13 protein-coding genes and 1 tRNA gene are annotated in these 17,831 nt (G+C 66.1%); 8 read left to right on the top strand and 6 right to left on the bottom strand.

Annotation, left to right across the window (positions count from 1 at the left end; all coding sequences use genetic code 11):
• Nucleotides 1-2: 2 nt before the first annotated feature.
• The 4 genes from ACGFK1_RS13980 (at nucleotide 3) to ACGFK1_RS13995 (ending at nucleotide 5,396) form a co-directional block, all read left to right on the top strand.
• Nucleotides 3-1,766 carry a hypothetical protein gene (locus tag ACGFK1_RS13980; protein ID WP_393429587.1) on the top strand — a complete coding sequence of 588 codons (1,764 nt, stop codon included), beginning with the start codon at nucleotides 3-5 and terminating at the stop codon, nucleotides 1,764-1,766.
• 24 nt (nucleotides 1,767-1,790) lie between these two features.
• On the top strand, nucleotides 1,791-4,088 hold the full coding sequence (locus ACGFK1_RS13985; protein WP_393429590.1) for an EspA/EspE family type VII secretion system effector: 2,298 nt from the start codon (nucleotides 1,791-1,793) through the stop codon (nucleotides 4,086-4,088).
• Nucleotides 4,089-4,183: 95 nt separating this feature from the next.
• Nucleotides 4,184-4,960: a hypothetical protein gene (locus ACGFK1_RS13990; RefSeq protein ID WP_393429594.1), complete on the top strand. Its 777-nt coding sequence runs from the start codon at nucleotides 4,184-4,186 to the stop codon at nucleotides 4,958-4,960.
• Between the two features lie 208 nt (nucleotides 4,961-5,168).
• Nucleotides 5,169-5,396 carry a carboxymuconolactone decarboxylase family protein gene (locus tag ACGFK1_RS13995; protein WP_393429597.1) on the top strand — a complete coding sequence of 76 codons (228 nt, stop codon included), beginning with the start codon at nucleotides 5,169-5,171 and terminating at the stop codon, nucleotides 5,394-5,396.
• On the opposite strand, the gene ACGFK1_RS14000 is transcribed toward ACGFK1_RS13995, so the two are convergent.
• Both ACGFK1_RS14000 and ACGFK1_RS14005 read right to left on the bottom strand, forming a co-directional pair.
• Nucleotides 5,370-5,442: transfer RNA gene (locus ACGFK1_RS14000), tRNA-Thr, on the bottom strand. The two genes, ACGFK1_RS13995 and ACGFK1_RS14000, sit on opposite strands and share 27 nt — an antisense overlap.
• Before the next feature lie 56 nt (nucleotides 5,443-5,498).
• Nucleotides 5,499-6,707, bottom strand: coding sequence for a DNA polymerase III subunit delta' (locus ACGFK1_RS14005; RefSeq protein ID WP_393429600.1), 1,209 nt, complete (start codon nucleotides 6,705-6,707; stop codon nucleotides 5,499-5,501).
• A gap of 81 nt (nucleotides 6,708-6,788) precedes the next feature.
• Between ACGFK1_RS14005 and ACGFK1_RS14010 the strand changes: the two genes are divergently transcribed.
• Both ACGFK1_RS14010 and ACGFK1_RS14015 read left to right on the top strand, forming a co-directional pair.
• Complete coding sequence (locus ACGFK1_RS14010; protein WP_393429605.1) at nucleotides 6,789-8,396, top strand: adenylate/guanylate cyclase domain-containing protein; 1,608 nt, start codon at nucleotides 6,789-6,791, stop codon at nucleotides 8,394-8,396.
• Nucleotides 8,397-8,406: 10 nt separating this feature from the next.
• Entirely contained in the window at nucleotides 8,407-9,735 is a 1,329-nt protein-coding gene (locus ACGFK1_RS14015) for a hypothetical protein (RefSeq protein ID WP_393429608.1), read from the top strand.
• Here ACGFK1_RS14015 and topA read toward each other — a convergent pair.
• From topA to ACGFK1_RS14030, 3 genes are all read right to left on the bottom strand, one after another.
• Nucleotides 9,732-12,533, bottom strand: a complete 2,802-nt coding sequence (topA, locus tag ACGFK1_RS14020; RefSeq protein WP_393429611.1) for a type I DNA topoisomerase — start codon at nucleotides 12,531-12,533, stop codon at nucleotides 9,732-9,734. The genes ACGFK1_RS14015 and topA overlap by 4 nt on opposite strands.
• A 136-nt stretch (nucleotides 12,534-12,669) precedes the next feature.
• On the bottom strand, nucleotides 12,670-13,260 hold the full coding sequence (locus ACGFK1_RS14025) for a hypothetical protein (protein ID WP_393429614.1): 591 nt from the start codon (nucleotides 13,258-13,260) through the stop codon (nucleotides 12,670-12,672).
• Between the two features lie 126 nt (nucleotides 13,261-13,386).
• Complete coding sequence (locus ACGFK1_RS14030; protein WP_006243848.1) at nucleotides 13,387-13,590, bottom strand: cold-shock protein; 204 nt, start codon at nucleotides 13,588-13,590, stop codon at nucleotides 13,387-13,389.
• A gap of 277 nt (nucleotides 13,591-13,867) precedes the next feature.
• Here ACGFK1_RS14030 and ACGFK1_RS14035 point away from each other — a divergent pair, with 277 nt between their 5' ends.
• Both ACGFK1_RS14035 and ACGFK1_RS14040 read left to right on the top strand, forming a co-directional pair.
• A complete protein-coding gene (locus tag ACGFK1_RS14035) occupies nucleotides 13,868-16,204 on the top strand; it encodes a DEAD/DEAH box helicase (protein WP_393429624.1) in 2,337 nt (778 codons plus the stop codon).
• Nucleotides 16,205-16,462: 258 nt separating this feature from the next.
• Nucleotides 16,463-17,506 carry a PAS domain-containing protein gene (locus ACGFK1_RS14040; protein ID WP_393429627.1) on the top strand — a complete coding sequence of 348 codons (1,044 nt, stop codon included), beginning with the start codon at nucleotides 16,463-16,465 and terminating at the stop codon, nucleotides 17,504-17,506.
• Here the strand turns inward: ACGFK1_RS14040 and ACGFK1_RS14045 are convergent.
• The gene (locus tag ACGFK1_RS14045) at nucleotides 17,503-17,808 is read right to left on the bottom strand and encodes an Rv3654c family TadE-like protein (protein WP_393430119.1); all 306 of its coding nucleotides are present in this window, start codon (nucleotides 17,806-17,808) and stop codon (nucleotides 17,503-17,505) included. The genes ACGFK1_RS14040 and ACGFK1_RS14045 overlap by 4 nt on opposite strands.
• Nucleotides 17,809-17,831: the final 23 nt, after the last annotated feature.

Genomic DNA, 17,831 nt, shown 5'->3' on the forward strand with positions numbered 1-17,831 from the left:
CGATGAACTGGGTCGCCCGCACCGCCGTCGCGCTGATCGCGGTACAGCTGATCGTCCGGGCGGTGTTGGCGTTTGCGGGCTATTTCTATTGGGACGATCTGATCCTGGTTGGCCGGGCCGGCACGCAGGGCCTGCTATCGCCGGGGTATCTGTTCGACGATCACGACGGGCACGTGATGCCGGGGGCGTTCCTGGTGGCAGGCGCCATCACCAGGATCGCGCCGCTGAACTGGATCGGGCCTGCGATCAGCCTGGTGGTGATGCAGCTATTGGCGTCGCTGGCGTTATTGCGGGCGCTGCACGTCATCCTCGGCTGGCGGCCGCTGCTGCTGTTGGGATTGACGTTCGCGTTGTTCACCCCGCTGTCGGTGCCCGCGTTCGCGTGGTGGGCCGCGGCGCTGAATTCGCCGCCGATGCTGGCCGCGCTGGCCTGGGTGTGCGGCGACGCGGTGCAGTTGGTCCGGACCGGCAAGCAGAGGTACGCGCTGACGGGGCTGCTTGTCTACTTCGGCGGCCTGTTGTTCTTCGAGAAGGCGGCGGTGATCCCGTTCGTGGCCTTCGCGATCGCGGCGCTGCATTTCCACGTGACGTCGTCGGGTTCGGTGCTGACGGTGTGGCGGCGCGGTGTTCGGCTCTGGGTCTCGGCATTGGCGGTGACGGCGGCGTGGATCGGCGTCTATCTTCTGGTGGTCGACCAGAAGCGATGGAGCTTCGATGTCGCGATGACGTGGGACCTGTTGAGCCGCTCGGTCACTCACGGGATCGTGCCGGGTCTGGTTGGCGGCCCTTGGGATTGGCAGCGCTGGGCGCCGGCGTCGCCGTGGGCGACTCCGCCGGTCACGGTGATGGCGCTGGGCTGGGCGGCGCTCGCGGTCGTGCTGTCGGTGTCGCTGCTGCGCAAGCGCCGGATCGGTCCGGTGTGGCTGGTGGCCGTCGGCTACGCGCTCGCGTGTCAGGTTCCGATCTATCTGATGCGCTCGTCGCGGTTCACCGCGCTGGAGTTGGCGCAGACGCTGCGATACCTGCCCGACTTGGCGGTGGTGCTGGCGCTGTTGCTTGCCGTCGGGCTGTGCGCACCGAACCGGCAGCAGGCCGGGTGGCTGGACGCGTCGCGGCCAAGGGCGGTGGGAATAGTCTGCGCCACCGCTCTTTTCGTGGCGAGCAGCCTGTACTCGACGGCGACGTTCCTGACCAGTTGGCGCGAGAACCCTGCGCAGCCGTATCTGCAGAACGCGAAAGCCGGACTGGCCGCGGCGCACGAGAATTCGAGCGCCCCGATGCTCGACCAGGAGGTCGATCCACTGGTGTTGCAGCGGGTGGCATACCCGGAGAACTTGGCGAGTCACATGTTCGCGCTTTTGCCGAACAGACCGGAGTTCGCCGGCGCCACAACGGATTTACGGATGCTGAATGTCAGCGGGCACGTCGTCGCGGCGAAAGTCACCTGGGTGCGATCGATCGTACCGGGGCCTGCACCGAATTGCGGGTACCTGGTGCAGCCTGATTTCCCGGTCACCACGAGGCTGGACGGTCCGCTGTTGCCCGCGGATTGGACGGCGGAGATCAACTACCTCGCGAACAGCGACGGGTCGATGACGATGTCGTTGTCGGAGGGGACCGAGACGAAGGTGCCGGTGCATCCCGGCCTGAACCGTGTCTTCGTCCGGTTGGCGGGGGCGGGCGATGCAATCAAGGTGCGGGCGAACACCGCGGCGCTGTCGGTGTGTGTGGCGGCGGGGCCGGTCGGATTTGTGGCGCCGAGGTAGTGCGCCGGTTGGGATAATGGGCAGGTGAGTGTGCTGAACGCGTTCCTGTCGACGTGGTCGAACGCGCGGCAGACATTCGGTGAGGGAACCCCTGCGACCGGTGAGCAATACGACAACAGCGCGGCGTTGCGCGCGATGAAGTCGACGGTGGAGTCCGCAGCGCCGGGGTCTAAGTGGACAGGTGGTGCGGCCAACGCCTACGGGGCGGCCAACACCGAACACGCTCGGGTGTTCGAACAACTGGCTGGGCTGGATCAGCGGCTCGCCTCGCATGTGGGTGAGTCGGCGCAAGTGGTCGCGGCGGGGCGGCGCGATCTCGAGTCGGTGCGCAAGTGGGTGGTCGACGCCGCGGCCAGCACCCCGCACGGACAAGCCGGAGAGCAGATGCGGCTGGCCATCGTGCAGAAGGGCATCGCGCAGGTCCAGGACATCGTTCAGCGATCCAACGGCGAACTGAACACCATCGGCGGCAAGATCCGCGGCCTTGACCCCGAATACCAAGCGCTGGGCAACCAGAAGTTCGCGAAGGAAGGCCCGGTACTTGGTGTCGGTGTCGACAACGACGACGAGGATGAGAAGAAGTCGCACGACGAGGTCGGCAACGAAGACTCTGAGGCCCTTCAGAACGGGCAACTCACGCCCGAGCAGCATCAGCGGCTGGTCGAGAACACCACGCTGACGCCTGACCAACAAACCGCCCTCGACAACGGGACGCTCACGCTCCCACCCGAGCAGATGTCTTACCTGCAGGGCTTCTCGCGCGCGTTCGGCGACAAGACGCCCGCCGAGATCAAGGCGGTCATGGAGAAGGCCGGCCCGGACGGTGGCCGTGTTGCGGACGTGTTCCAGCTCGCCTCCAATCCCGCAGTCGGTGGGAAGGCCGCTCTGCCGGACGGCATTCAGAAGGTGCTCGACGGGCCGGTGTTGACGCCGTTGGGTTACGGAGAACCGACCCACAACCCCGATGGATCGATCGGTCTTCCCGAATTGAAGACGGCCTCGACGCCGGTGGCTGGGTTGAACGATCTGGCTGACGTCATCCAGCGCGGAAACCGCGACCTCCAAGTGGGCAGCGCGTTGGATTCCGGCATGTTCGAGAAGAGCCGACAGTTGCTCGAGCAGTCGAATGGGTGGCCCGTGCCGGGCAACGATCCGATGGCCGATCGTCCGCGCTGGTACCACCAGGTGGTCGATCCGACACTGCAGAACATGTTCAACGCGGTCAATTCCGATGACATGGTGATCCACGACGCGGTGACCGGTTCGGGCGGTGAGAAGTTCTTGAACAACCTCACGCAGCATCAATGGCAGGACGACGGGCTCGCTGCTGGCGGACTGTTCGACTGGGTGGGCGATTCGGCGGCTCACGATTCGACAGGGCGGGCGACGGAGACCGCGCACACCTTGGCGGAGTACACCAGTAGCCACTCCAACCAGCTATTGAATCTGCCCGATACACAGGGGCAATCGCTTGGACAAGTCAACCCCGAACTCACCCGCGACTGGGCGCGTGCTTTCTCTCCCTACATGGACGATATGGTCGGTATGAACACCGGTGACAGCAATGGACTGTTCGCCCCGCTCGATCCCGACGGCGGCAATCTCGAACCGGTCAACACGCGACACCTGATGAGCGTTCTCGCGTCAGACCATCCGCCGCTGGACCAAGCTGTTGATGCCAACGTTCCAAAGACTGCGAGCCAGATCGCGATGGAGAGTTCCCAATCGCACATGAACAAGATGTTCGACATGGCGGCGCACTCGGTCACGGATGGCACGCCGGGCGAGGATAACTACGCGATGAAAGCAGCTGGAAAGCTTCAGGCGGCAATGGATCTCGGTTCCTACGACGAGCGATTCGACGCTACGCACGACGCCGCGACCGCCGCCCACGAGTCTTACGAATTGCGGTCCAGGTTATGGGATCTCGGCAAGGATGTGGTCGGCGAGCTGCCCGGAGGCTCGGCCGCAGGCGGGGTGGCCAACCTCGGTAAGGAGTTCTTCATCGGCTCGGAGCCTGTCATGCCGGGAGTCGACAACGTCCACGCCCGCGACATGTTCCCGGTGCACATGCACATGGCTGCTGCATTGGTCACTGCCGGTGCAGGCGACCCGTACTTGCGTGCTCAGATCGAACCATATCTTGCTAACGGAGAGTTCAAACCTCCTATCCAGGGTGGCGGAGGTACTTACGCGACGTTCTACAGCGATCTCACCAGCTATCTGACAACAGTCGGACACGACAACGTTCTCAACACGATGACTGACGAGTACTGGCGCGCCTATTCCGGAGCGATCACGAACGCGGGGCCTCCGAAATGAAGCTGATTCGTTGCATTTCAGCGGTTACCCTTGTCGCCCTTGGTGGTTGCGGCACGCCTGCCGAGGCGCCCCAGACCTCGTCCCAACCTGGCCAGGTGTTTCCGAACTGGCCCCCGTTGCTGAACGATTTCCGGTTCCACTGGTCGGCAGAACCGGGAATCGACGTCACCACCGGCCCCGCCATGGTGGTGCGCGCATATTTGGAGTCGTACGACGTCGCCCAAGCGACCTTCAATGCCGACAACGTCTACCCCGGCTTCAACCGCGCGACACCCGAAAACCTTCCGCATGAAGGTAATTACGAGTGGCAACTCGTCAATGTTCGGCCGATGGGTTACCCGTTCACCGCCAAGCCTGAGGATGCCCAGCCACGTTTTGGCTACGCGCCGTTGCATTTCCTGGAGCTCACTGCGACAGATAACGGCTACCGTGCCGTCGTCTGCAGCGGTGAGTACGCGGAATTCGTAGCAAGCCGTACGCGGCCGGGCAAATTCGTTTCCGTCGATGCCGACGAAAGTGACGGGCAGGCCATTCCGCGCGGGTCCACTGGCGCCTTCGTGAACCAGATCGAGCTCACACAGCACGATCCGCGCGTCGGCCCGCACCCGCCTGCGGCGCCGACTGTTCCGCAGAAAGGTCCCGTGCCCGCGCCAACCGAGGATGTCTTCGGCAACTGGTTCATCACCGCCGCGGGAGGCTCGTATTGGGGGCCCAAGAGCGACCCTAAGTCGCTCCGTCGCGATCTGCGGGAGCGATGCGAAGCCGCCATGCCCACGCCCGCTGCCGAACGCATCGCAATGATGACCGGCTTCAAAGATCAGCCGCCGCCACACGGCGAAGCAATACCGGGCTGGCCCGCGAAGGCACAGTGACGCCGTGTCGATCGTGATGGCATGACAGAAGCGCGTGAACATAATCTCCAGGTCTTCCGCGAGCTGCCGCCCGGCGTCGAGCCAGTCCTGCGTGACGGCAAGTTCGGCGACGAGCTACTCGAAATCGGCATCGACAACATCGCTCGGCGTCCCGCATCGCACTGCGCCACCGATGAGCTCATGTTCCACGTGCAGATCGCCCGCACCAATGGGGCTGAGCGAAGCCGAGATCGCCGAAGTCATCTACCACGCCAGCGGCTACGCCGGGTTTCCCGCCGCCAATACCGCCTGCAGGATCGCCCGCGAGGTGCTGACCTGGCCGCTGACTCGGCGAGGGACCGCGAATTGCCATAATCTGCGGGCGAGTCGTGTGCAGACACGGTCGCTCGCGCGGAAAAAGAGAAACTTGAGCCACCTAGGAGAATCGAACTCCTGACCTGCTCATTACGAGTGAGCCGCTCTACCGACTGAGCTAAGGTGGCGTGCCCGGTCTAGCCAGGCGGGACGAGTCTACGGCAGGCCGCGGGAGCAACCCAACTCAGTTGCGCAGCGCTTGCCCGACCGTGGCCACCATCGCATCAACCGCGAACTTCGGCTTCACGTTCACCGCCAGCGCCTCCCGGCACTCCAACACCGCCTCGATACACCGCAGCAGGTCGTCCGGTGACGCGTGCGCGGCCATCGCCGCCACCCGATCGGCCATATCTGGATGATTCGCCTGCACATCCCCCGCCCCGGACGAAACCAGCAATGCGTCGCGGAAATACGTCGCCAGATCGATCAACGCGCGGTCCAGCGCGTCGCGCGACGCCCGCGTCTGACGCGACTTCTGCCGTTTCTCAAGATCTTTGATCGCACCGGTGGCACCGCGCAGTGTCCCCGCGGTGCCCTTGCCGGTGCCGCCGGCACCGAGCGCCGTGCGCAATTCCTCGGTCTCCGCCTCGTTGCGCCCCTCGGTCAACGCCCGCGCCTCGGCCTCGGCCGTCGCCACCAACTCCTCGGCCGCCGCGTACGCCCGCGACGGCGTGGCCGCGTCGCGCGCCAATCCCAGCGCCCGCTGACGGCGCTCACGCGCCTGCTCGTCGGTGGCCAACCGGCGCGCGCGCCCGACGTGGCCCCCGCTGACCGACGCTGCCCAACGCGCCTGGTCCTCCGGCAGCCCATCGGTGTCGATCAACACTCGGGCGATCGCCTCGACCGGCGGCGTCACCAGCGCCACGTGCCGGCACCGCGAGCGCAGCGTGATCGCGATGTCCTCGGGATCCACTGACGGCGCACACAGCAGGAACACCGTCGACGGCGGCGGTTCCTCGACGACCTTGAGCAGCGCGTTCGCCGCACCTTCTGTGAGCCGGTCGGCGTCCTCGACCACCACGATCTGCCACCGCCCTGTCCCCGGCCGCCGCGACGCGATCTGCACGATGGCGCGCATCTCGTCGACGCCGATCGACAGCCCCTCGGGGATGATCCGCCGCACGTCGGCATGCGTGCCCGCCATCGTCGTGGTACACGCCCGGCATTCACCGCAGCCGGGGACGCCGTCAAAGGTGCACTGCAACGCCGCCGCGAAACACACCGCGGCGATCGACCGGCCGGATCCCGGCGGCCCGGTGATCAGCCAGGCGTGTGTCATGGTCCCAGCTGTGAGTCCACTGTGAGCCGAATCACCCCGCGCGGCCTGCGCGGCCGCAACCAATTCCGCTTCCACGGCGTCTTGACCCACTAGACGCGAAAACACACCAGCCATCGAGATCACAGTAATGCTGCGAACCGACACGTCCGTCCCACAGCGACCTTTTCCGTCCGCCCAGCCCGATACGGTTGACCTGTGACCACCGACGCCATCCCGATCGGGCGAATCAGCGCATTCGTTCGCTGGGCGGCGCGCACCCCATGGCCGGTGTTCACGCTCGGCATGCTGCAGAGCGACATCATCGGCGCGCTGTTCGTGCTCGGCTTTCTGCGCTTCGGGCTGCCGCCCGAGGACCGCATCCAACTCCAGGACCTGCCCGCCTTCAACCTGGCGGTCTTCCTCGGCTACCTGTTCCTGTCGTTCACCGTCGGCTCCTACCTGAGCCTGCGGCTGCTCATCCCGGTCATGCGGTGGCAACGCCGCGACACGCTGCTCGGCGACACAGATCCCGCCGCCACCGAACTCGCGCGCGCCCGCGCACTGAAGATGCCGTTCTACCGGACCCTGATCAGCGTCACCAACTGGTGCCTTGGCTCGGTCGTCTTCATCGTCGCCAGCTGGCCGGTGGCCAGCAAATCAGCGCCGGTCGTGGCGGTCGCCACCGGCCTTGGCGCCACCGCGACGGCGATCATCGGCTACCTGCAGTCCGAGCGGGTGCTGCGGCCGGTGGCCGTCGCGGCCCTGCGCGGCGGGGTGCCGGAGAACTTCCGTGCCCCCGGGGTCATCCAGCGCCAAGTGCTGACATGGGTGTTGTCCACGGCGGTGCCCGTGTTGGCCATCGTGCTCGCGCTGGTCGCCAGCAAGTTTCAGATCCTCACCGCGTCCGCCGACCGTCTCACCACGCCGATCCTGCTGCTGGCAATCGCCGCACTGGTGATCGGGTTGTTCGGCACGGTCCTGGTGGCCATGTCGATCGCCGATCCGCTGCGCCAATTGCGTTGGGCCCTTGGCGAAGTGCAGCGCGGTAACTACAACGCACACATGCAGATCTACGATGCCAGCGAATTGGGTTTGCTGCAGGCCGGATTCAACGACATGGTGCGGGATCTGGCTGAACGGCAACGGCTACGCGACCTGTTCGGCCGCTACGTCGGCGAAGACGTGGCCCGCCGCGCCCTCGAGCGGGGTACCGAACTCGGCGGCCAGGAGCGCGACACCGCAGTGCTTTTCGTCGACTTGGTCGGCTCGACCCATCTGGCGTCGACCATCCCCGCGTCCGAGGTGGTCAACCTGCTCAACGAGTTCTTCCGCGTTGTCGTCGACACCGTCAACCGGCACGGTGGATTCGTCAACAAGTTCCAGGGCGACGCGGCGCTGTGCATCTTCGGCGCGCCCATCGAACATCCTGACGCCTGCGGCGCCGCCCTGGCGGCCTCACGCGAACTGCACGACGAACTCATCACCGTGCTCGGCGAGACCGAATTCGGCATCGGCGTCTCGGCCGGGCGTGCGATCGCCGGACACATCGGCGCGCAGGCCCGGTTCGAATACACCGTCATCGGTGACCCTGTGAACGAGGCGGCGCGGCTCACCGAGTTGGCCAAGCTGGAGCCCGGCCATGTGCTCGCGTCGGCCATCGCCGTCAGCGGCGCGCTGGACGCCGAGGCGCTGTGCTGGGACGTCGGCGAGATCGTCGAACTGCGCGGCCGCACCGCGCCGACGCAGCTTGCTCGACCGCTGAACTTGGTGTCACCCAACGCTATCGACGACGTTGACGAGGTCTCCAGCGACGTCTCCAGGTAGCTTGGCGCCCATGACAACCGACGCAGCAGTGCCGGCGTGTGGCCGATGCGGGTCGACCGTGCTCCACCACGTGGTGTACGGCATGCCAACTCACGAGATGTTCGAGGAGGCGGAGCATCGGCCGGATCTGGAGCTGGGCGGTTGCGTTGTGATGCCAGGGAACTGGACCACCGCGTGTCTGACGTGCGGACAACGGCAGTACCTCGCAGACCGCGACGCATCCGTGTGGACAACCGCGACCCCGCCGGACGTCGCGGCGCTGATCACCACGTATGCCGCGCGGGTCCGCGATGCCATGAACATGGCGACGACGCCGGCCGTATCGTACGCGGGGCTGTGGCTTCTGCTGGCGCGGTTGGCGCCGGTCGCCTCGGATAACCACCGAGGCCGGCTTGCCGAGGCGCTCCAAACGTCCTGCGAGGCCGCCGCATCGCAGGCCACGGATCTCCTCGCCGCGCCCCATCCCACCATCGCCGCCGCGCTGGGTGCGTGGTCGCGGTTCCCGGTCAACGCCGCGCTGCCCGTCGTGCTCGACGCCCTGCCCGATCAGGGGCGCCTCGACCGCTGGGCAGCCGAGCACACCCGCGGCCTCATCGAGCGGTTCCCGATTGAAATCGATTCCGAGACAATGCTGGTACTCGCCACCGCGCTCGTACTGCAGCCCCGCTGGAGCAGCGAACTCGGCAGGGACGACAACGGGTTGCTCCTTCTCGACGGCGAACTGCAGGCCGTCGTCGAAACGCGAGCGGCCGGCCATGTCGCCGTCGCCAAGCCGTTCAGCGAGGACGGGGTCGACGTGGTGAGTGTCATTGCCGCACCGGGGGTTTCGCCGCCCGAAGTGTGGCGTGCTGTCGACGAGGTCGTTGCCGAACTCAACCGTGGCGCGCTGTGGCACGGTGGATACCCCGGCGATGCCCTCACCGACGGGCACTCCTGGACGGTCAGGCACACCACCGAACGGTTCGTCGAATGGGACGCACCTGAAGACCACACCGATCTTTGGCGCAGTCACCTACCACGCTGGAGCAACGACACCGTCACCACGCTGACCGATGCACCAGGCGTGGCCGAGGTCGTCTCGTCGCTCGCCGAGGCCGCACCTGAACTCGCCGGACCTGTTGGCTGCGTTCAGGCGGCCACCGCCGGTTACGACGAAAATGGGTTCACCGCCGCCGCGGTCACCGCAGTCGCCGCGGCCGCAGGAGTACCAAAGTTCGTCGAGCGCACCATCCGTCGTGTCGATGTCACCTTCGACCGGCCCCATGCCGTCGTGGCCATCGCGCGCGGCGGGCGATGGGAGGGCGTGCCCATTTTCCATGCCTGGGTCACGCCGGATTAGCTTTTCTTCGCGGCCTTTGCAGCCTTCTTGGCGGGAGCCTTCTTCTTGGCGGCCGCCTTCTTGGTCCGCTTGACCGGGCCACGTGCGCGGCGATCGGCGAGTAGTTCGGCGGCGCGCTCGTCGGTGAGCGACAGCACATCGTCACCTTTACGCAGACTCGCGTTGGTCTCGCCGTCGGTGACGTACGGCCCGAACCGGCCGTCCTTGATCACCATCGGTTTGCCCGTCGCGGGATCGCTGCCGAGCTCACGCAGTGGCGGGGCAGCGGCGCGTTGCCCGCCACGACGTTTCGGTTCGGCGTAGATCTTCAGCGCCTCGTCGAGCGTGATGTCGAACATCTGCTCTTCGGTCGCCAGCGAGCGAGAGTCAGTGCCGCGCTTCAGATATGGGCCGTAACGGCCGTTCTGCGCGGTGATCTCCTCCCCTGTGTTCGGGTCGACGCCGACGACCCGCGGTAGCGACAGCAGCCGCAGTGCATCCTCGAGCGTCACCGTCTCCAGGTCCATCGACCGCAGCAGTGAACCGGTGCGGGGCTTCGGACCCGTGGGCTTCTTGCCCTTCTTGGCCGCCGACCCGGCACCATCATCGGGTTCGTCCGGCTCGGGCAAGACCTCGGTGACATACGGACCGTAACGCCCGTCCTTGGCCACGATCTCGTGACCGGTGGCCGGATCGATCCCCAACGAGCGGCCTTCTTGCGGTGTGGCGAACAGCTTTTCGGCCAACTCGAGCGTCAACTCGTCGGGCGTGAGTTCGTCCTTGAGATTCGCCCGCTGCGGCTTCGGCTCACCGTCCTCGCCGGCAACCATGCGCTCGAGATACGCACCGTTCTTGCCGACCCGGACATAGATCGGCCGGCCCTGGTCGTCGTCAAACAGCTTGATGGAGTTGACTTCTCGGGCGTCGATGCCTTCCAGGTTCACGCCGACGAGTTTCTTCAGACCGCCCGACCGCGCGATGGAGTCCTGGACGCCGTGCTCGCCGCCGAAGTAAAAGTTGTTGAGCCAGTTGGTGCGTTGCTCGTTGCCCGCGGCGATCGCGTCGAGCTCGTCTTCCATGGCGGCGGTGAAGCCGTAGTCGACGAGCCTGCCGAAGTGCTGTTCGAGCAGACCGATGACCGCGAACGCCACCCACGACGGCACCAGGGCACTGCCCTTCTTGTGGACATAGCCGCGGTCTTGAATGGTCTTGATGATCGACGAGTACGTCGACGGCCTGCCGATCCCGAGATCTTCCAGCGCTTTGATCAGCGACGCCTCGGTGTAGCGGGCGGGCGGCGACGTGGTGTGACCGTCGGCGGTCAGTTCCTTGGCGTCGATGCGCTGCCCCTGCTGCAGATTCGGCAGCCTGCTCTCGGCGTCATCGGCCTCACCGCCGGCCTGCTCGTCGATGCTCTCGACATACGCCTTCAGGAAGCCCGCGAACGTGATGGTGCGGCCACTCGCGTTGAACACCACCTGCTCACCGGAGCTGGCAGCGCCGGAGATCCGCAGCGAGAGGGTGGTGCCCCGCGCGTCGGCCATCTGCGAAGCGACCGTGCGCTGCCAGATCAGCTCGTAGAGCCGGAACTCGTCGGTGTCGAGTTGGCTGTGCAGCTGCCCCGGCGTGGAGAACACGTCACCGGCGGGTCGGATGGCCTCGTGCGCCTCCTGCGCGTTCTTCACCTTGCGCGTGTACTGCCGCGGCGTCGGATGCACGTACTCCTCGCCGTACAGCTGGCGCGCCTGGTTACGTGCGGCATCGATAGCGCTGGCCGACAGCGTCGTCGAGTCGGTACGCATATACGTGATGTAGCCGTTCTCGTACAGCCGCTGCGCGATGCTCATCGTGCGCTCCGAGCTGAACCGCAGCTTGCGGCCGGCCTCCTGCTGCAGCGTCGAGGTCATGAACGGCGCGTACGGCCGACGGGTGTACGGCTTCTGCTCGACCGAGGACACCGCCAGCTGGGCACCCCGCAGCCCGGCCGCCAGGGCGACCGCGCTGGTCTCGTCGAGCACCAGCACCTCGTCGGGCTTCTTCAGGTCGCCCAGCGAGTCGAAATCGCGCCCGGTGGCCACGCGGCGGCCGTCGACAGAGTTCAGCTTGGCGGTGAACGTGGGCGGCTGCGCCTGCGGATCGGACACGCTGGCGTCGAGTTCGGCGGTGACGTCCCAGTAGCCCGCGCTGCGGAACGCCATCCGTTCGCGCTCGCGGGAGACGATGATGCGGGTCGCGACCGACTGCACGCGGCCTGCGGACAGCTTCGGCGCGACCTTCTTCCACAGCACCGGACTGACCTCGTAGCCGTACAGCCGGTCCAGGATGCGCCGGGTCTCCTGCGCGTCGACCAGGTCGTTGTCCAGGTCACGCGGGTCCTGCGCGGCCGCCCGGATGGCCGGTTCGGTGATCTCGTGGAACACCATCCGCTTGACCGGGATCCTCGGCTTGAGCGTCTCGAGCAGATGCCAGGCGATGGCCTCGCCCTCGCGGTCGCCGTCCGTCGCCAGATAGAGCTCGTCGACGCCCTTGAGCAGGTCTTTCAGCTCCGCAACGGTGCTTTTCTTCTCGGGGCTGATGATGTACAGCGGCTCGAAGTTGTGTTCGACGTTGACCCCGAGCCGCGCCCACGGCTCCGACTTGTACTTCGCGGGCACATCGGCGGCGTTGCGCGGCAGGTCGCGGATGTGCCCGCGGGACGACTCGACGATGTAGTTGGAGCCCAGGTAGCCGGCTATTTTGCGCGCCTTGGTGGGCGACTCGACGATGACGAGTCGCCTCACATTGCTGTTGCGGCCGCTGCTGCGGTCCCCCTCAGCCACCTCTGTTTACGCTCCACTTCTTCTGTTGCAACGGGCCCAAGATATATAACGCCTCGGTCGAATCCAGACCCGCTGGCAACTGACAATTTCGCACCCCGCGGCAGCCGACGCAAACTGACCCCCTTGGCCAGGCGCGTCAAAGACGGGGCCATTGTTCAAACGCCTCGACGCTTCCTGGTGGTTCCCCTACGTTCTCTACCAGGCGCGATAGCCGTCGGCGCCCGCTGATCCGCAAGGCGGGATGCGACCCTCTGGTGCCGATCAAAGTGGGGGCTATCCCTACCCGCATCATGGCCGACGCCAGCGCCGCATGGGTATCGGGTGCGTGCGGATCGAGACCCAGCAAGTACCGGTCCACTTCGGGGGTACCCGCGGCCAGCGTCCAGGCCCGCAATTCGCGCGGGCCGGGCAGCCAGTGCGGCGGCACGGTCTTGACGGCTCCGAGGGTCCAGTCGCGGGCGATGGCCATCAGCCGGGGGTCTGCCGCCGTGCGCACCAGCGGCGTGTTCTCGTCGGTGCGGGCGATCTCGGCCTGCAGGCCCGCCTCGGTGATCATCTCCGCGAGGCCCTCGGCGCGCCACAGTTGATCCACGACGATCGAGAGGCGCGCGGCTCGCTGTGCGCCATTACCGACCAAGACCACCTGGCCCGGTGCGGCGAGGATCCCGGTCAGGTCGGCGACCGCTGGCGGCACCGACTCGGCCGAGAAGAACGACAGCTGACTCACGTCACCGACAGTAAGCCAGCGGTGCGTGACTGATGCGCTGCCGGGCCGCTCCTGGCCTCCGATAAACGAAAACGCCCCGCGCCCTCCGATAGAGGATGACGCGGGGAGTTGTTCAGTTTCGCTTGCTCAGACGGCCCGAACACCCGTGGCCTGCGGCCCCTTGGGGCTTTGGCCTACCTCGAACTCGACTTTCTGGTTCTCCTCCAGGGTGCGGAATCCGCTGCCCTGAATTTCCGTGTAATGAACGAACACGTCCGCAGAGCCGTCCTCCGGAGCGATGAAGCCGAAGCCCTTCTCCGCGTTGAACCACTTCACAGTTCCCTGTGGCATTTCCTTGATCTTTCCTTTTCTTTTTTCCGGGTGCGGTCCACCGTGTTTCGGTACACCGGGCCCGTTCCGACCGCTTCACCTTCGCGGAGTAATCGGAACTGACCCGACCTACATTCCTCGCAGGAACCGCGATCGCAACGTCGATCCTGCGAGTGCTGATACACGAACACAGAAGCTGCGACCGCGCTAAGTCAATCATGTTCAGAGCTGGTGCGACAGTCTCGGCGTGGTCGAGTGGGGAACAATTCACTTACATCGGTGTTTCAGGAGGCAGTCTGTGTCAAATCCGGAGTCGGATTTCGGTCGCGCGCTGCTCGCATGTGCGATCGACGGCACGGATCCCGACGAACAACCGTTGCGGCACGTCGCAGACCTGCCGGCGCGTCGCGGACGACCGCAGGCGTGGCCGCCGTGGGCCGACCCAGATGTCGTGCAGGCGTTCATTGATCGCGGTATCGAGACACTGTGGTCGCATCAGCTCGCCGCCGCCAATTTCGCGCGCGACGGTCGGCATGTCGTGCTCAGTACAGGCACCGCGTCAGGAAAATCTTTGGCGTACCAATTGCCGATATTGACGGCGCTGAAAGAAAACTCGCGCGCGCGGGCGCTTTATCTGTCGCCGACGAAAGCACTCGGCCATGACCAACTGCGGACTGCTGTCGCGCTCACCGAAGCCGTGCCGGCATTGGCCGGCGTCGCGCCGACTTCATACGACGGCGACAGTCCCAGCGAAGTGCGGCGTTTCGCTCGGGAACGGTCGCGCTGGATCTTCTCCAACCCGGACATGATCCACCTGTCGCTGCTGCGTAACCATCCCAGGTGGGCGGTGTTCCTGCGCAACCTGCAATTCATCGTGGTCGACGAATGTCATTACTACCGCGGTATTTTCGGGTCCAATGTGGCGATGGTGCTACGCCGTTTGCTGCGGCTGTGCGCGCGTTATTCCGCCACGTCGGCAATGCCCACGGTGATTTTCGCCAGCGCCACCACCGCCCAGCCTGCGGCTACCGCCTCGGAACTCATCGGTCAGGCCGTCACCGAGGTCACCGACGACGGGTCGCCGCACGGCGCACGGACGGTCGCGCTGTGGGAGCCTGCGTTGCGCGATGACCTGCAGGGCGAAAACGGCGCTCCGGTGCGACGTTCGGCGGGTGCCGAGGCGGCGCGGGTGATGGCCGACCTCATCGCCGAGGGCGCGAGGACGTTGACGTTCGTGCGTTCGCGGCGCGGCGCGGAATTGACGGCGCTGGCTGCGCGCGCCCGACTCGAAGACGTCGCACCCGACCTTGCCGACAAGGTTGCCTCGTATCGCGCCGGGTATCTGGCCGAAGACCGCCGCGCGTTGGAACGTGCTCTGGCCGAGGGGGAATTGCGCGGCATGGCCACCACGAATGCGTTGGAATTGGGGGTGGACATCGCTGGTCTGGATGCGGTGGTGCTGGCCGGGTTCCCCGGCACCGTGACGTCGTTCTGGCAGCAGGCCGGCCGCTCCGGTCGACGCGGACAGAGCGCGCTGATTGTGCTGATCGCGCGTGACGATCCGCTGGACACCTATCTCGTGCATCACCCTGCTGCGCTGTTGGACAAGCCGATCGAGCGGGTGGTCATCGATCCGTCGAATCCCTATGTCCTTGGGCCACAACTGCTTTGCGCAGCGACCGAACTCCCGATGACGGAGGCCGAAGTGCGTATGTGGAACGCCGAGGAGGTGGCTGAGACGCTCGTCGACGACGGCCTGCTGCGGCGGCGGCCCAGCGGCTACTTCCCCACCCCTGGTGTCGATCCGCATCCCGCCGTGGACATCCGCGGTTCCTCGGGCGGCCAGATCGCGATCCTCGAGGCCGATACCGGCCGACTGCTCGGCAGCGCTGGTGTCGGGCAGGCACCCGGCTCCGTTCATCCCGGCGCGGTGTATTTGCATCAGGGTGAGAGCTATGTGGTCGACTCACTCGATTTCGAAGACGGCGTGGCGTTCGTGCACGCCGAAGACCCGGGCTACACGACGTTCGCCCGCGGACTCACCGACATCGTCGTCACCGGACAGGGTGAGCGAAACACGTACGGCCCAGTGACGGTTGGCGTCGTCCCGGTCTCGGTCACCAATACGGTCACCGGATATCTGCGCCGCCGCCTCGACGGCGAGGTGATCGACTTCGTCGAACTCGACATGCCCACCCGCACCCTGGACACCGTGGCAGTGATGTGCACCGTAACGCCGGAGGCGTTGCAGCACAACGGAATCGATTTGCTGCGTGTGCCGGGAGCGCTGCACGCGGCTGAACACGCGGCGATCGGCCTGCTGCCGTTGGTCGCCAGTTGCGATCGCGGCGATATCGGCGGACTCTCGACCGCGATCGGTCCGGTGGATGGGCTGCCGACGATATTCGTCTACGACGGCTATCCCGGTGGGGCTGGCTTCGCTGACCGTGGCTTCCGCAAGATCGACACCTGGTGGGCGGCGACGGCAGCGGCGATCGAGGCCTGCGAATGCCCGCTGGGCTGCCCGTCGTGTGTTCAGTCGCCGAAATGCGGCAACGGCAACGACCCGCTCGACAAAGCGGGCGCGGTGCGCGTCCTTCGTCTCGTCCTTGGAGAGCTACAGGGGCACCAATGAAAAATGGGGGCGACCCACCCCTCGGCGGTCGCCCCCATGGGCCCACCGCCGGGGATGACGAGAGCTCGGTCGGACAACTCGATCCGTTCCCAACCCCAGAAGCAGGTCGCAGACGCAAAATACCTCGTGGCAGAGCTCACCTGCAACTTCTGGACTCATAACCAACGCGAATTCGTAGCCTTAACGCGCCGAAGGCTTCGGATTCCGTAGTCTCCTCGGCCGACAGGCGGCCGTTGGCCCGGCGGTAAAATCGCCGCCATGACCCACGACTGGCTGCTCGTGGAGACACTTGGCAGCGAGCCCGCCGTGGTGGCACAAGGCCCTCGGACCAAGAACCTCATCCCCATCAGTGCGTTTCTGAGACGTAACCCACACCTGATGGCCATCCAATCGGCCATCGGGGAAACCGTGCGCGCCGGCCTGGGCCTGAGCAGCATCACGCCGAAGAACGACCGCGTGATTCGTACCGAAGTAGTCAAGATGTCCGACGGGTTGATTCACGGTGTCCATCTGTGGATCGGGCCGCCCGACCTCGAACCGCCCGAGCGGCCGATACCTGGGCCGCTGATTTGGGACCTCGAGGCCGGCGTGGCCACCGACACCCGCGAGTCGCTGTGGAACAGCGGATGGGATCCGGAGACGACACCCACACACAACCGGGCGTTCGCCGACGACCTGCCGCGCCGCGAGCTCAATCCGAGTGAGGCAACGGTGCTGTGCATGGTGATCAAGCCGGAAGTCGGCACGACGTTCGCCAGCACCTGGGACGTCCGCGATTTCAACGGCGATCCCATCACCATCGGATTCGTGTCGCGAGTCGTTCGCCAGAGCCAGGATGACGGCACAGAGCGGCTGATCTGCCGCGCGATGAACTGGCGCAGCGTGCGCGAGGATTCTGCTGTGCCGCAAGACCATTTGGCGCAGCGGATTCTCGAGGGCCTGGCGCAACCCGGCGTGCACCGGTGCCTGGTCGACCCGCATCGCTGGACGCTGCTGAAGTGGCTCGATGACCCGGTTCCGTTCTTCGACTGGCGCGCCAGCATGAAGGGCCCGCGTGCTGTGAATCCGACTGACCAGCCTCAGATGACCAAGATGGCAGACGATTTCGTGTCATCCGGGACTGCGTCGGGTGTCCTTCGGATGACGGCCAACGGCGGTGGGTGGACGCCGGTTCACGTGACGGTCAATCGGGTGCAGCTTGACGGCGACGTCTACGCGGGCCTGGCGACGATGCGCATCCCCACCGAATCGGAGATCGCGGCGGCCGGGCCGGTCGACGCCGGCGACACCGCCCGCCACTAATGGTGCACCGGGCCGGCCTTCGCGGTAGCGCGAGCAGGCCCGACGCCGAATCTGTCGAGCGATAGCGCGGCTTCGACGGTGATCACGACGTCAAGGCCGTCGACCGCACACCGAGTCGAGTTGGTACCCATGGCGCGCGCCAGTGCGACCGCTCGCGCGCACGCGGCATCGGCGCCACTGCCCAGGTGCGCCGCAGCGGCCAAGGCCGCCAGGTCGGCGGAGGCCTGCGCCCGGTGACGTGCGATCACCGCGGATCCGACGTGCACCCCACCGACGGTGAGCGCCAACAACACCGCCATCATCGCCACCGCGATCAGGCTCGCCG

The organism is Mycobacterium sp. NPDC048908, from assembly GCF_043197955.1.
In the GTDB taxonomy this organism is placed as follows: Bacteria; Actinomycetota; Actinomycetes; order Mycobacteriales; family Mycobacteriaceae; genus Mycobacterium.